Origin of the sequence: Aureimonas sp. Leaf427, assembly GCF_001425485.1 — a bacterium.
In the GTDB taxonomy this organism is placed as follows: domain Bacteria; phylum Pseudomonadota; class Alphaproteobacteria; order Rhizobiales; family Rhizobiaceae; genus Plantimonas.
Window position 1 is genome coordinate 250,106 of the sequence record NZ_LMQW01000051.1, and the last position, 13,752, is coordinate 263,857.

Consider the following 13,752-nt stretch of genomic DNA (forward strand, 5'->3'; position numbering starts at 1 on the left):
CCGTCCGGACATGACGAGACCCTCGCAGCTGCCGCTCGACCTGCCGCATCGCGCCTCGCAGGCGCGGGACGATCTGATCGTGACGGCGGCGAACCGGCTCGCGGTCGCCGCCGTCGATCGCTGGCCGGACTGGGGCCATCCGGTTCTCGTCGTGGTCGGCCCGCCCGGCGCCGGCAAGTCGCATCTGGCGGCGGCCTGGGCGGAGATGGCGGGCGCGGTGCCGCCTTCGCCGGATGCCACGGGCGACGAGCCCTTCGCCGTCGTGATCGACGATGTCGATCGCGGCCGCTGGAACGAGGCGGAGATCTTCGGCATCGTCAATGCGGCGCGGCTCGGCGGCGGCAGCGTGCTCCTGACCTCCCGCGTCCGGCCGGCCGCGATGGAGATCGCGCTTCCCGATCTCGCCTCGCGCCTGAAGGCGGCGACGAGCGCCGAACTCGGCGCGCCCGACGAGGCGCTGCTCGAAGGGGTTCTCGCCAAGCTCTTCGCCGATCGGCAGATGGCGGTCGATCACAAGCTCGTCGCCTATGCCGCCGCGCGCATGGAGCGCTCGCTCGATGCGGCGAATCGCTTCGTCGCCGCCGTCGATCGCGAGGCGCTCGCCCGCAAGGAGCGCATCAACCGATCCCTCCTTGCCGATGTTCTCAAAGCGCCCGATTTTGGGGGAAACGATAGAAAAATCGCGAAGCCGGCTGACCATGACAGCGAAATAGGCAACAAGGGAAGCGACAGCGCCGAAGAAGGGCGCAGCACGGAGAGTTAAGCGTGGAGAAAGAGGACACCGCCGCCGGCGAAGTGCGGCCGGTGCGTCGTAGGACGCGGAAAACGAGCGGAACAGCCGACGTGACGGCGGCGCCGGAAGCGGCCGCGACCGTGAAGGCGGCGACGAGCTCGGTCGCCAAGATCGCCGAGCGGCTGGCGGCGAACTCCGCCGAAGCCAAGCCCGACGTCTTGGCCGAACGGGCCGAGCCTGCGGAAATCGCCGAGCTTCCCGCGGACCGGTTCATCAACCGGGAGATCTCCTGGCTTCAGTTCAACCGGCGCGTGCTGGAGGAGGCGCAGAACACCGCCTATCCGCTGCTCGAGCGCGTGCGGTTCCTGTCGATCTCGGCCGGCAATCTCGACGAGTTCTTCATGGTGCGCGTCGCCGCGCTCGCCGCCCAGGTGCGCGCCCTCATCACGCTTCGCAGCGACGACGGGCTGACGCCGCAGGAGCAGCTCGACCAGATTCTCGCCGAGGTCGGCCGCCTCCAGGAGGAGCAGCAGGCGTCCCTGGCCGAACTGGTGAAGGACCTGCGCCAGGAGAACATCTCGATCGTCGGGGCAGGGGACCTCAAGAAGGACGACCGGGTCTGGCTGGAGCGCCATTTCGAGGAGGCGATCTTCCCGGTGATGACGCCGCTGTCGATCGACCCGGCCCATCCGTTTCCCTTCATTCCCAATCTCGGCTTCTCCATCGCCCTGGCGCTGATGCGCGAGCGCGACGGGCAGCCGATGAACGCGCTCCTGCGCCTGCCGACCGCGCTGCCACGCTTCGTCGAACTGCCGGTGGACGACAAGGGCCAGCTGCGTTTCGTGCCGCTGGAAAGCGTCGTCGCGCTTTTCATCTCGCGCCTGTTCCCCGGCTACCGCGTGCGCGGCTCCGGCACCTTCCGGCTGATCCGCGATTCCGACATCGAGGTCGAGGAAGAGGCCGAGGATCTCGTGCGCCTCTTCGAGACGGCGCTGAAGCGCCGCCGGCGCGGGCAGGTCATCCGCATCGAGTTCGATTCGATCATGCCGGAAGACCTGCGCATCTTCGTCGCCAGCCAGCTCGGCGTGCCCGAGAACCGCGTCTCCGTGATGGAGGGCATGCTGGCGCTCGAATCGGTCTCGCAGATCGTCCGCTGCAATCGCGACGACCTGAAGTTTCCGCCCTACATTCCGCGCTTTCCCGAGCGCATCCGCGAGCACAACGGCGATTGCTTCGCCGCGATCCGCGAGAAGGACATCGTCGTCCACCACCCCTACGAATCCTTCGACGTGGTGGCGCAGTTCCTGTGGCAGGCGGCGTCCGATCCGAACGTGATCGCGATCAAGCAGACGCTCTACCGCACCTCCAACAACTCGCCGATCGTGCGCGCGCTCGTCGACGCGGCCGAAGCCGGCAAGTCGGTGACGGCGCTGGTGGAGCTGAAGGCGCGCTTCGACGAAGAGGCCAACATCAAGTGGGCGCGCGATCTGGAGCGCGCCGGCGTGCAGGTCGTCTTCGGCTTCATCGAGAAGAAGACCCATGCCAAGCTCTCGCTGGTCGTCCGGCGCGAGGAGGGCAAGCTCGTCAACTTCGTCCACATGGGCACGGGCAACTACCACCCGATCACCGCCAAGATCTACACGGACCTGTCCTACTTCACGACCGATCCCGACATCGCGCACGATGTCCTCCTGATCTTCAACTACATCACCGGCTATGCCGAGCCGGCCGAGCTTCGCAAGCTGTCGATCTCGCCCCTCACCATGCGCCGCACCATTCTCGATGCGATCGCGGGCGAGGTGAAGCATGTCCAGGCGGGCCGGCCGGGCCAGATCTGGATGAAGATGAACGCGCTCGTCGATGCCAAGATCATCGACGCGCTCTATCGGGCGAGCCAGGCGGGCGTCGAGATCGATCTCATCGTACGCGGCATCTGCTGCCTGCGGCCGCGCGTGCCGGGCCTGTCCGACAACATCCGCGTCAAGTCGATCGTCGGCCGCTTCCTGGAGCACAGCCGCATCTTCTGCTTCGGCAACGGCCATGGCCTGCCCTCGGAAAAGGCGCTGGTCTACATGGGCTCGGCCGACATGATGCCGCGCAATCTCGACCGCCGGGTGGAGACCATGGTGCCGATCACCAATCCGACCGTGCACAGCCAGGTTCTCTCGCAGATCATGCTCGGCAACATCCTCGACAACCAGCAGAGCTGGTCCGTCATGTCGGACGGCACCTCCCGGCGCATCGTGCCGCCGCCGGAGGAGCAGCCCTTCAACACCCAACGCTACTTCATGACCAATCCCAGCCTGTCCGGCCGGGGCAAGGCGCTGAAATCCGACGCGCCCCGCCTCATCGCCCGCCAGCGTGCCGAGCATTCGCGCTTTGACTGACTTGATTCCCCAGGGACGGATCGCCGGGCGCACGCCCGTCGCCGTCGTCGATATCGGCTCCAACTCCGTCCGTCTCGTCATCTACGAGGGCAATTCCCGCGCCTTGACGATGGTCTTCAACGAGAAGGTCCTTTCCGGTCTCGGCAAGGGACTGGCGCAGACCAAGAGGCTCGACGAGCGCTCCGTCTCCAGCGCGCTCGCGGCGCTGGCGCGGTTCCGCAGCCTGCTCGATCAGGCCGGCGTCACGGAGGTGCATCCACTCGCCACCGCCGCCGCCCGCGAGGCGCTGAACGGTCCCGATTTCGTGGCGGCGGCCGAGGCCGCGATCGGAACGCCGATCAAGATCCTGTCGGGCGCCGACGAAGCCCATTTCGCGGCCGAGGGCGTCGTCGCCGGCTTCCACGATCCGTCCGGCATCGCAGGCGATCTCGGCGGCGGCAGCCTCGAACTGGTCGACGTCACGAACGGGCGCATCAACACGGGGCTGACCCTGCCGCTCGGCGGTCTGCGCCTTCAGGATCTCTCCGGCAACGACATCGCCAAGGCGCGGGCGCTGGCCGATGCGCATGTCGGCGGCTGCGGAATGACCGGCAGCGGGGCAGGGCGGCCGTTCTTCGCGGTCGGCGGCACCTGGCGCAATCTTGCCAAGCTCCACATGGAGCAGCGCCGCTATCCGCTCCACGTCATGCACGGCTACGAGGCGCCGGCGGCCGACTGGCTGGACTTTCTCGACATGGTCGCGAGAGGCGATCCCGACAAGATGCCGGGCATCGCGGCCGTCTCCAAGCAGCGCCGCACGCTGCTCGCCTTCGGCGCCGTGACGCTCCAGGCGGTGATCAAGCACATCAAGCCGGCGAGCATCGTCCTCTCCGCCCTCGGCGTGCGCGAGGGCTACCTCCACTCGCTTCTGTCGGAGGAGGAGCGCCGCAAGGACCCGCTGATCGAGGCCGCGCTCGAATTCGCGATCCTGCGCGCCCGCTCGCCGCGCCATGCGGTTGAACTCGCCGATTTCAGCCGCCGCACCTTCGAGACGCTGCGGATCGACGAGACGCCCTACGAGGAGCGCCTGCGCGAGGCGGCCTGTCTTCTCTCCGACGTCGGCTGGCGTGCCCATCCTGACTATCGCGGAGCCCAGAGCTTCTCCACGCTGACCTATGCCTCCTTCTCGGCCATCGACCATGCCGGCAGAGCCTATCTCGGGCTCGCCAACTTCTACCGGCACGAGGGCAGCTTCGAGCTGGGCGTGCAGCCGGAAATGCTGAACCTCGTCGGCCCGCGCCTTCTGGAGCGCGCGCGCCTGATCGCCTCGCTCTTCCGCGTCGCCTATATCCTCACCGCCTCGGTGCCAGGCATTCTCGGTCGCCTGCAATGGCGCCAGGACCCGCGCGGCGGCTACACGCTGCTTCTGCCGCGCGATCTCGCCGGTCTCATCAGCGAAAAGCCGGTCTCGCGGCTGGACGCCTTCTCCAAGGTCGTGGACCGCAAGCTCCGCATCGAAGCGGCCTGATCCATGCTGCGCTTCCTCGGCCTCGCCGCCGGCGTCGCCCTCGGCGTCGGCCTGTTCCTCGGCGGCAAGTGGTACGTCTACGTGACGGCCACCGCCAACCCGCACGATGCGGAGGGCACGCAGCTCAACGGCGCGATGCCCGAGCCGCTGAACCGCTGGGGCTGCGGGCAGTTGCACGCCCGGTTTCCGGACGCGCTGGCGCCGGAGGGGTGCAAGGCGGCTGATGGGGCAAGCTGGCGCGGATAAGGCTTCAGGATAAGGCTCTTCTCCCCTCCGGGGAGAGGTGGCCGGCAGGCCGATGAGGGGCCTTGTTCCGACCGTCGCGGCTGGTCACCCCTCATCCCGCTGCCGCGACCTTCTCCCCGGAAGGGAGAAGAAGATAGTTGTCCGGCGTCTCGGCGTCTCGGCGTCTCCGGGCGTTGCAGCCGAGCCGTTCAGAACGAGATTCTGCTCCCCACCGGGGAGAAGTGGCCGGCAGGCCGAAGAGGGGGCTTTGAACCGACCGCTGCGGCAAGTCACCCCTCATCCCGCTGCCGCGACCTTCTCCCCGNACCGGGGAGAAGTGGCCGGCAGGCCGAAGAGGGGGCTTTGAACCGACCGCTGCGGCAAGTCACCCCTCATCCCGCTGCCGCGACCTTCTCCCCGGAGGGGAGAAGAGGATAGTTCTCCGGCGTCCCGGCGCTTCGCAGCCGAGTCGTTCAGAAGGAGGTTCTTCTCCCCACCGGGGAGAAGTGGCCGGCAGGCCGAAGAGGGGGCTTTGAACCGACCGCTGCGGCAAGTCACCCCTCATCCCGCTGCCGCGACCTTCTCCCCGCAGGGGAGAAGAAACCAAGCGATCAGTCGAGAAGTTCAACGTCAAGGACGTGGACATGACGGCGCAGCTNCCCCACCGGGGAGAAGTGGCCGGCAGGCCGAAGAGGGGGCTTTGAACCGACCGCTGCGGCAAGTCACCCCTCATCCCGCTGCCGCGACCTTCTCCCCGGAGGAGAGAAGAAGATAGTTCTCCACCGTCTCCGCGCTTCGCAGCCGAGCCGTTCAGAAAGAGGTTCTTCTCCCCCCATCGGGGAGAAGTGGCCGGCAGGCCGATGAGGGGCCTTGTTCCGACCATCGCGGCTGATCGCCTCTCATTCCTCCCGAGCTTGCCGAGGGGGCCGCGACCTTCTCCCCGGAGGGAAAAAGAGATCGCTCTCCACCGCCTCAGCTCTTCGCCCAGCGTTCCGTCGCCGCCGCGTCCGTGTCCTTCGCCGCGACCCAGTCGCCGAGCGTGCCGTCGATCCGGTGCTCGCGCTTCCAGAAGGGGGCGCTGGTTTTCAGATAGTCCATGAGGAAGCTCGCCGCCTGGAAGGCCGCGTCGCGGTGGGCGGAGGCGCAGGCGACGAGCACGATCTCGTCGCCGGGCCGCACCAGCCCGTGCCGATGGATCGCGCGGCAGGCGAGGAGCGGCCAGCGGCGACAGGCCTGGACCGCGACGGCAGCGATCTGGCGTTCCGCCATGCCGGGGTAATGTTCGAGTTCAAGGGCGGCGAGCGTTCCCCCTTCGTCGCGGCAATAGCCGGAGAAGGTGACGAGCCCGCCGATCGCCCCGCCGCCGGCCATCGCGGCGATCTCGGCGGCGATGTCGATCCGCTCCTCTGTCACGCGCACGAAAGGCGTCACGCGGACGAAGGGCGCCGCGGCGTCCATCTCAGCCGCCCGTCATTGGCGGGAAGAGGGCGATCTCGTGGGCGCCGTCGATCGTCTCGGAATGCTCGACATGCTCCTGGTTGATCGCGACGCGGATCACCTCGGGCGCCTGCAGCGCCTCGGCATAGCCCTCGCCGCGGCCGCGCAGCCAGTGGAGGAGATCGGAGACGGTGTGAAGGCCCGCCGGCAGCGCGACCTCCTCTTCGGCAAGGCCGATTCGCTCGCGAACCCAGGCGAAATAGACGAGTTTCATGGCCGACTCCCTTCCGGCGCTGCTGTCTTCGAGGAAACACGCGCGGAAGCAGCCGGCTCCACGTCAGTCCGGAATATGGCGCAGCCCGGCGCGAAAATAATCGTAGCCCGTGTAGAGCGTCACCAGCGCCGAGATCCAGAGAAGGCCGAGCCCGGTCTGGGTGGCGTAGGGCAGGATCTTGTCGGCGGCCGGGCCGGCCAGAAGCACGCTGACGGCGACCATCTGGAGCGTCGTCTTCCACTTGGCGAGCTGCGTGACGGGCACGCTCACCTTCAGCTCCGCCAGATACTCGCGAAGCCCGGAAACGAGGATTTCCCGGCAGAGAATGACGATCGCGGCCCATAGCGACCAGCCCTTGATCGTCTCGTCCGCGGCCAGCAGCAGAAGGCAGGCGGCGACGAGCAGCTTGTCGGCGATCGGATCGAGCATGCGTCCGATCGTCGAGGTCTGCTGCCAGGCGCGCGCGAGATAGCCGTCGAAGAAATCGGTGATGCTGGCGACCGCGAAGATGACGAGCGCCCACCAGCGCGCCGTATCGGTCGGCTCGAACCCGCCGCTTCCGAAAAAGCACAGCACCACCAGCGGGACCGCCAGGATGCGTGCATAGGTCAGCATATTGGGTAGGTTGTAAGCCCGAGAGGCCATGGGAAAGTCCGGTCGGATGACGGCGCCGCCTGTTCAATCCCGGCGGGGCTTCGAGGTCAACCGCCGCGCGGAGAAAAAGAAAAAAGACCGGTCGGGAAGGCCGCCTCAACCGCGTTCGTGGAAATGGTCGTAGACGAGCTTGGCCATGCCCTCCGAAATGCCCTCGACCTTGAGAAGATCGCCGAGCGCGGCGCGCGAGACGGCCTTCGCCGTGCCGAAATGGTGGAGGAGGGCGCGCTTGCGCGAGGGGCCGATGCCGGCGATCTCGTCCAGCGGATTGGCCACCAACTCCTTCTTGCGCTTGGCGCGGTGCGTTCCGATGGCGAAGCGGTGCGCCTCGTCGCGCAGACGCTGGACGAAGTAGAGGACCGGATCGCGCGGCGGCAGCGAGAAGGGCTCGCGCCCTTCCACGATGAAGCGCTCGCGCCCGGCATCGCGGTCGATGCCCTTGGCGATGCCGATCGTCGTCACCTTCTCGGCGATGCCGAGTTCGGTGAGGATCGCGCGCACCGCCGAGATCTGCCCCTTGCCGCCGTCGACCAGCACGAGGTCCGGCCAGGCCGGCAGGTCCGGCGCATCGGCGGCGTCCTCCACGGGCGGGGCCTCGGGCGCCGGGCCGGCGTCGCCATGCTCCTTCACGAGGCGCGAGAAGCGCCGGGTCATGACCTCGCGCATCATGCCGAAATCGTCGCCGGGCGTGATCTCCGTGCTCTTGATGTTGAACTTGCGGTACTGATTCTTCACGAAGCCCTCCGGCCCCGCCACGATCATGGCGCCGACGGCGGCCGTGCCCATGATGTGCGAATTGTCGAAGACCTCGATCCGGCGCGGCACCTGCGACAGCTTGAACGTCTCGGCGACGCCCTTGAGAAGCCGGGCCTGGGACGAGGTCTCCGCCAGCCGCCGGCCCAGCGCCTCGCGCGCGTTCGTCAGCGCATGGTCGACGAGATCCTTCTTCTCACCGCGCGCCGGCACCTGGATCTGCACCCGGCGCCCGGCCTTCACGCTCAGCGCGTCGCAGAGAAGCTCACGATCTTCCATCTCCACCGAGGCGAGGACGAGGCGCGGCGCGGGCGTCGAATCGTAGAACTGCGCCAGGAACGCGCCCAGCACCTCGGTCGGCTCCAGCGAGGAGTCGGCGCGCGGGAAATAGGCGCGGTTGCCCCAGTTCTGTCCGGTGCGGAAGAAGAAGACCTGGATGCAGGTGAGCCCGCCCTCGGTGTGGATGGCGAAGACGTCGGCCTCCTCCACGCCGGCGGGGTTGATGCCCTGGTGGCCCTGGATATGGGCGAGCGCGGAGAGGCGGTCGCGATAGATCGCGGCACGCTCGAAGTCGAGATCCTCCGAGGCTTCCTGCATGGCCTTCGCCATGCCCTGCTTCACCTGGCTGGAATGGCCGGAGAGGAAGCCCTTCGCCTCGTCCACGAGGCCCTGGTAGTCCTCGATCGAGATCTCGCGCGTGCAGGGGCCGGAGCAGCGCTTGATCTGGTAGAGAAGGCAGGGCCGCGAGCGGCTCTCGTAGACGCTGTCCGTGCAGGTGCGCAGGAGGAACGCGCGCTGGAGCGAGTTGATCGTGCGCCCGACGGAGCCAGCGGAGGCGAAGGGGCCGAAATAGCTGCCCTTCCGCGACCGCGCGCCGCGATGCTTCATGATGGCGGGCGCTTCGTGGCTTTCGGAAACAAGGATGTAAGGGAAAGACTTGTCGTCCCGCATGAGGACGTTGAATCGGGGTCTCAAGCGCTTGATGAGGTTCGCTTCGAGCAGGAGCGCCTCGGTTTCCGTCCGCGTCGTGACGAACTCCATGTGCCGCGTCTCGCGGATCATGCGCGCGATGCGGTTCGTGTGCCCCCCGAGCCGCGTGTAGCTCGTGACGCGCTTCTTCAGCGACTTCGCCTTGCCGACATAGAGGACCTCCTGGTCCTTGCCGAACATGCGGTAGACGCCGGGCGAGTTCGGCAGGCGCTTGACGAAGGCGGCGATCAGCGGCGCGCCCTCCAGCGTCTGGTCGATGTCGCGCCCGCCATGGCTCCAGTCGATCGCCGCGATCAGCTCCGCATTGCCCTGGATCTCCAAGGCTTCGCCGGCGATCTCCTCCTCGTCCTCGGGAAGGTCGTCGTCGAAATCGGTGTCGGCCAGGGTCTCTGTCGTATCGCTCATATCGTCTTCGCTGGTCGGTCGCGGCATCAATGCGCGGCCGGCATGTCGGGTGGGGCGCCGGAACCGGCGGCGTCGCGCCGGAGACGGCGCGGCTCGGAACGGCATAAGGTCCGATCCTCTCTATATGATTCGTCGCCGCGGGAATGGGAGGGGGCGAATGCGGCGGGGGAAAGGATGGGCGTCCTTGCGCCGCAGCCGCCGAGAGCCCACATTTTCGGAAGCAGCGGGACTCGTTCGAATTGTCGGTTTCGATGATACTGGAACCAAGCGGATGGTCGGATACGTTTGCGTTGAACCAGGGAACCCGGCGGGCCGGGAAGGAGGCATGCGATGACGAGATTGCAAGCTTCGCTGAGCGGCGCGGCGCTCTGGCTGCTGGCGGCCGTGCCCGTCGCCTTCGCCGCGGATGCGGTGGCGCCCGATATCGTGCCGGTCGCTCCGATCGAAGGCTCCGCTCCGATCTACATCTGGTCCGGTCCCTATGCCGGCGCCTTCGTCGGCTATAGCGCGCAGACATTCGACCAGTCGAACGGCGCGCGCTTCGACGGAGACGGCGTCGTCGGCGGTGCCTATGGCGGCTACAACTGGCAGAACGATCGCATCGTCTACGGCCTTGAAGCCGATATCGGCGCATCCGGCGTCGAGGCCGGCGGGTTCGACCGGGCGGCCGGCCTGCCGCTCGACACGGAGACCAACGTCTTCGGCTCCCTGCGCGGCCGCGTGGGCGTGGCGGTCGATCCGTTCATGGTCTTCGCCACGGCCGGCGTCGCGGCCTCCGATCAGACGCTGAAACTCGGACCCGCCGAGGATACGAACACCCATCTCGGCTATACGGTGGGCGCGGGCGTCGAGGCGAAGATCACCGACACGATCGATACGCGGCTCGAATACCGCTATTCCGATTTCGGCTCGAAGACCTACGACCTCGGCACGGCGACGACTTCGTCGGGTTTCGACGAACATTCCGTCCGGGCGGGCATCGCGCTGAAGTTCTGATCTGGATGCTTCAGGCGCCGGAAGGTAGCGCCGAACTCGACCAGCCGTCCCTCAGCTGAACGGCTGAAGGTCGTGGAAGGCCGGGAACGTATTCGGAAAATCGGCGAACCACGCCTGGAGCTTGGGATGACGCTCCTGCCATTCGCCCTTGAAGCGAAGTTCGAACCACCCGAGAAGGCCGGCCACGGCGAAGTGAGCGGTGGTCGGCCGAGGTCCGAGATCGTCGATCATGTCCTCGAGGATGGCCAGCCCGCGCCAGGCCTTGCCCATCTGCCTGTCGACCCAGGGCTGGTGCCGCTTCTCGTCGGGTCGGTAGCGAACCTCGTAGACCGTGAGAATCGCGCCGTCGACGATGCCGTCCGCCGTCGCCTCGATCCGCTTGCAGGTCAGCCAGCCCGCCTCGTCCTGCGGAACGAGCCGGTGCCCGCTCTGGCGATCCAGCCAGTCGCAGATGACGGCGCTGTCGTAGAGCCCTTTGCCGTCGGGAAGAACGAGAGCGGGGATCTTGCCGAGCGGATTGGCCGATAGGAGATCGGCCGGCTCCGCTCCGGTGTCGGTGGGAACCAGCTCGAGGTCGATGTCGCAATGGTGGGCGGCCATCCGCACCTTCGCCGCGAAGGGCGAGGCGGACGCATAGAAGAGGCGCATGAAGAGCAGTCTTTCCGGAATGTCTGTCAGCTGCCGATCAGAAGCGGCGGAGCGACTGGCAGTTGGCGCCGTAGACGTACCACTTGTCGAGCCCCAGAACGCAGCCCTCGGCCTTCCAGCCGATCGAGGCATAGCCGAGCGGATGGGCGATCACGTAGTAGATCGTGTGCTTCTGAAGGTTGGAGAGAACGACCTCGCCCTGGCAGTAGCGCCGCTCGATCTGGTGATCCTCGTCCTTCGGGAAATAGGCTTTCTCGAAGGGGTCGCGGAATTCGTTGATCGAGAGATCAGCCTTCAGCATGTAGGCTGCGCCGTATTCGAACTGGTCCTCGACCTGCGCCAGCACCCTTGCATCCTCGCAGGCCGGCACGAGCGCCTTGGCATGGACCTGCGCCGGCGGCTCGGCGCCGTAATAGTCGGCCGCGAAGGAGGGCGCCGAAGCGCCGGATGCGATGGCGGCGGAGAGGACGAGCCCGGACAGGAGCTTGCACATGGATCGGTTTCCCGCTCGGTTGACCCTGGACGGGTCCAAGTTGAGGCAGAACTATGACGCGGACCTTAAGGTTGCTCGCCCGAGATCGCAACGACCTCCGAAGAACCGCGCCCCTCTTTGCCGAGCACCTGTTCCAGAATTGCCATGATCCGCGAAGCGTCCTCCGCGAACGTGTAGGGCGCGTTGACGACGGCAAGGCCGCTGCCGACGAGCCTGTCCTCCGCCGCGAAGGGTTCGCGGAAGAAATCGGCCGCGATGATTCGTCCGATCCCGGTCGCCTTCAGCCCCTCGTGCAGGCGCTTGCGCTCGGCCGGGCGCTTGATCGGATACCAGAGTGCATAGATGCCGGTCGGCCAGCGGCGGTGGGCGGCCGATAGGCCCTCGATCATCCGCCCGATCTCGTCGGGCTGCTCGAAGGGCGGGTCCACGAGCACGAGGCCGCGCTTCTCCTTCGGCGGCACATGGGCGCCGAGCGCGAGCCAGCCGTCGAGCTCGATCACCTTGGTCTGGACGTCGCCGGCGAACAGCGCCGCCAGGGCCGCGGCGTCCACGGGATGCAGCTCGTAGGCCGAAAGCCGGTCCTGACGCCGCAGAAGCGCCCGCGACAGGGCCGGCGAGCCCGGATAGGAACCCGGCTCCGCGCCGGCGACCTCGAGATAGGCTTGCAGCTCGGGCGCACTCGCGGCCGGAGAGGCGAGGAGCCTTGCGATCCCCTCCAGCTGCTCGCCGGTGCGCGTCGCCTCGTCGGAGGAGAGATCGTAGCGCCCCCGGCCCGCATGCGTGTCGATCACGCGGAAGGGCTTCTCCTTGCGCTTCAGATACTCGACGAGGGCAGTGAGGAGCGCGTGCTTGTGCACGTCGGCGAAATTGCCGGCATGGAAGGCGTGACGATAGTTCATGCCTGTCTCCTCGAAGGGGAACCGCGGGCGGCGTGTCGTTGCGTGGTTGGGAACGGATCGTTCACGATCTTGATCCCACCGCACCGCAGCACCAAGTGTCCGCGGCCTTACAGCGGCCGGCGAGCCGCTTTGCAATCCTTGAAAGGACTCGTCCCGTGGCGAAATCCAAGCTTTTCGAACCCTTCGGCCTTGGCCCGATCCAGCTTTCCAACCGAACCGTGATGGCGCCGCTGACGCGCAGCCGGGCCACGAGCGACGGCGTGCCGAAGCAGCTGCATGTCGACTATTACCGCCAGCGCGCCGGTGCCGGCCTCATCATCACCGAGGCGACGAACATTTCCGTCGAGGGTCGCGGCTACGCCTGGACGCCCGGCATCTACAACGACGAGCAGGTCGCGGCCTGGAAGAAGGTGACGGACGCCGTGCACGAGGAGGGCGGCAAGATCTTCCTCCAGCTCTGGCATGTCGGCCGCATCTCCCATCCCGACCTTCAGGAGAACGGCCAGCTGCCCGTCGCGCCGTCCGCGGTCCAGCCGAGCGGCAAGGCCTTCACGGAAGAAGGCTTCAAGGACCATGTGGCGCCGCGCGCTCTGGAGGAATCCGAGCTGCCGCGCTTGATCCAGGACTATGTCCGCGCCACTCAGAACTCCCGCGCGGCCGGTTTCGACGGCGTCGAGCTGCACTCGGCCAATGGCTACCTTCTCGACCAGTTCCTGCGCGACGGCACGAACAAGCGCACCGACCGCTACGGCGGCTCGATCGAGAACCGCATGCGCTTCCCGCTGGAAGTGCTCGACGCCGTGATCGCGGCCTGGGATGCCGAGCATGTCGGCGTGCGCATTTCGCCGGTGACGGTCATGGGCGGCTCGTTCGAGAGCAACCAGCAGGCCGTCTTCAACGCCTATGTCGAAGAGCTGGAGAAGCGCCATCCGGTCTATCTCCACGTCATCGAGGGCCAGACCGGCGGCGATCGCAAGAAGGACGACTTCGACTACGCCGCGCTCAAGAGCCGCTTTTCCGGCGCCTACATGGGCAATAACGACTACGATCTCGACCTCGCGGTGAAGCGTCTCGAGGCCGGCGAGGTGGACCTCGTCTGCTACGGCAAGCTCTTCATCTCCAATCCCGATCTACCCGCGCGCCTGGAACTCGGCGCCCCGCTCGCCGAATGGGACCAGAGCACCTTCTACGGCGGCGACGCGAAGGGCTACACGGACTATCCCGCGCTCACCAAGGAAGAGCGCATGCGATACGCCGTGGCCGCGTAAAGCCTCGAGCGATCGATCGGCGGCCGGGGCAGCGATGCTCCGGCCGTTTTCGTTGATCGCAAGCATCATGAAGAGGAATAACA

The 13,752-nt window shown here is 67.0% G+C and carries 13 protein-coding genes; 6 read left to right on the top strand and 7 right to left on the bottom strand.

Annotation, left to right across the window (positions count from 1 at the left end):
• The first annotated feature begins 10 nt into the window (after positions 1-10).
• The 4 genes from ASG62_RS21925 to ASG62_RS21940 all read left to right on the top strand — a co-directional run bounded on the left by ASG62_RS21925 (position 11) and on the right by ASG62_RS21940 (position 4,873).
• Entirely contained in the window at positions 11-763 is a 753-nt protein-coding gene (locus ASG62_RS21925) for a hypothetical protein (RefSeq protein WP_200944642.1), read from the top strand.
• 188 nt (positions 764-951) lie between these two features.
• A complete protein-coding gene (locus tag ASG62_RS21930; RefSeq protein WP_244487483.1) occupies positions 952-3,120 on the top strand; it encodes an RNA degradosome polyphosphate kinase in 2,169 nt (722 codons plus the stop codon).
• On the top strand, positions 3,113-4,627 hold the full coding sequence (locus ASG62_RS21935) for a Ppx/GppA family phosphatase (RefSeq protein WP_156382302.1): 1,515 nt from the start codon (positions 3,113-3,115) through the stop codon (positions 4,625-4,627). The genes ASG62_RS21930 and ASG62_RS21935 overlap by 8 nt, the downstream gene beginning before the upstream one ends.
• A gap of 3 nt (positions 4,628-4,630) precedes the next feature.
• A complete protein-coding gene (locus tag ASG62_RS21940; RefSeq protein WP_056690413.1) occupies positions 4,631-4,873 on the top strand; it encodes a hypothetical protein in 243 nt (80 codons plus the stop codon).
• Positions 4,874-5,824: 951 nt separating this feature from the next.
• On the opposite strand, the gene ASG62_RS21945 is transcribed toward ASG62_RS21940, so the two are convergent.
• The 4 genes from ASG62_RS21945 to uvrC all read right to left on the bottom strand — a co-directional run bounded on the left by ASG62_RS21945 (position 5,825) and on the right by uvrC (position 9,392).
• Positions 5,825-6,310, bottom strand: coding sequence for a molybdenum cofactor biosynthesis protein MoaE (locus ASG62_RS21945; protein ID WP_056690417.1), 486 nt, complete (start codon positions 6,308-6,310; stop codon positions 5,825-5,827).
• Position 6,311: 1 nt separating this feature from the next.
• The gene (moaD, locus tag ASG62_RS21950; RefSeq protein ID WP_056690419.1) at positions 6,312-6,563 is read right to left on the bottom strand and encodes a molybdopterin converting factor subunit 1; all 252 of its coding nucleotides are present in this window, start codon (positions 6,561-6,563) and stop codon (positions 6,312-6,314) included.
• Between the two features lie 63 nt (positions 6,564-6,626).
• The gene (gene pgsA / locus ASG62_RS21955; RefSeq protein ID WP_056690424.1) at positions 6,627-7,208 is read right to left on the bottom strand and encodes a CDP-diacylglycerol--glycerol-3-phosphate 3-phosphatidyltransferase; all 582 of its coding nucleotides are present in this window, start codon (positions 7,206-7,208) and stop codon (positions 6,627-6,629) included.
• Between the two features lie 105 nt (positions 7,209-7,313).
• On the bottom strand, positions 7,314-9,392 hold the full coding sequence (gene uvrC, locus ASG62_RS21960) for an excinuclease ABC subunit UvrC (RefSeq protein ID WP_056690428.1): 2,079 nt from the start codon (positions 9,390-9,392) through the stop codon (positions 7,314-7,316).
• Between the two features lie 303 nt (positions 9,393-9,695).
• On the opposite strand from uvrC, the gene ASG62_RS21965 reads away from it, so the two are divergent.
• Positions 9,696-10,361, top strand: a complete 666-nt coding sequence (locus ASG62_RS21965; RefSeq protein WP_082536990.1) for an outer membrane protein — start codon at positions 9,696-9,698, stop codon at positions 10,359-10,361.
• 51 nt (positions 10,362-10,412) lie between these two features.
• On the opposite strand, the gene ASG62_RS21970 is transcribed toward ASG62_RS21965, so the two are convergent.
• The 3 genes from ASG62_RS21970 to ASG62_RS21980 form a co-directional block, all read right to left on the bottom strand.
• Positions 10,413-11,009: a glutathione S-transferase family protein gene (locus ASG62_RS21970; protein ID WP_056690433.1), complete on the bottom strand. Its 597-nt coding sequence runs from the start codon at positions 11,007-11,009 to the stop codon at positions 10,413-10,415.
• A 37-nt stretch (positions 11,010-11,046) separates the two neighbouring features.
• Positions 11,047-11,502: a hypothetical protein gene (locus ASG62_RS21975; protein ID WP_056690436.1), complete on the bottom strand. Its 456-nt coding sequence runs from the start codon at positions 11,500-11,502 to the stop codon at positions 11,047-11,049.
• Positions 11,503-11,567: 65 nt separating this feature from the next.
• Positions 11,568-12,401 (bottom strand): 23S rRNA (adenine(2030)-N(6))-methyltransferase RlmJ, encoded by an 834-nt coding sequence (locus ASG62_RS21980; protein ID WP_056690439.1) that lies wholly within the window; start codon positions 12,399-12,401, stop codon positions 11,568-11,570.
• A 155-nt stretch (positions 12,402-12,556) separates the two neighbouring features.
• Between ASG62_RS21980 and ASG62_RS21985 the strand changes: the two genes are divergently transcribed.
• Positions 12,557-13,669: an alkene reductase gene (locus ASG62_RS21985; protein ID WP_056690441.1), complete on the top strand. Its 1,113-nt coding sequence runs from the start codon at positions 12,557-12,559 to the stop codon at positions 13,667-13,669.
• Positions 13,670-13,752: the final 83 nt, after the last annotated feature.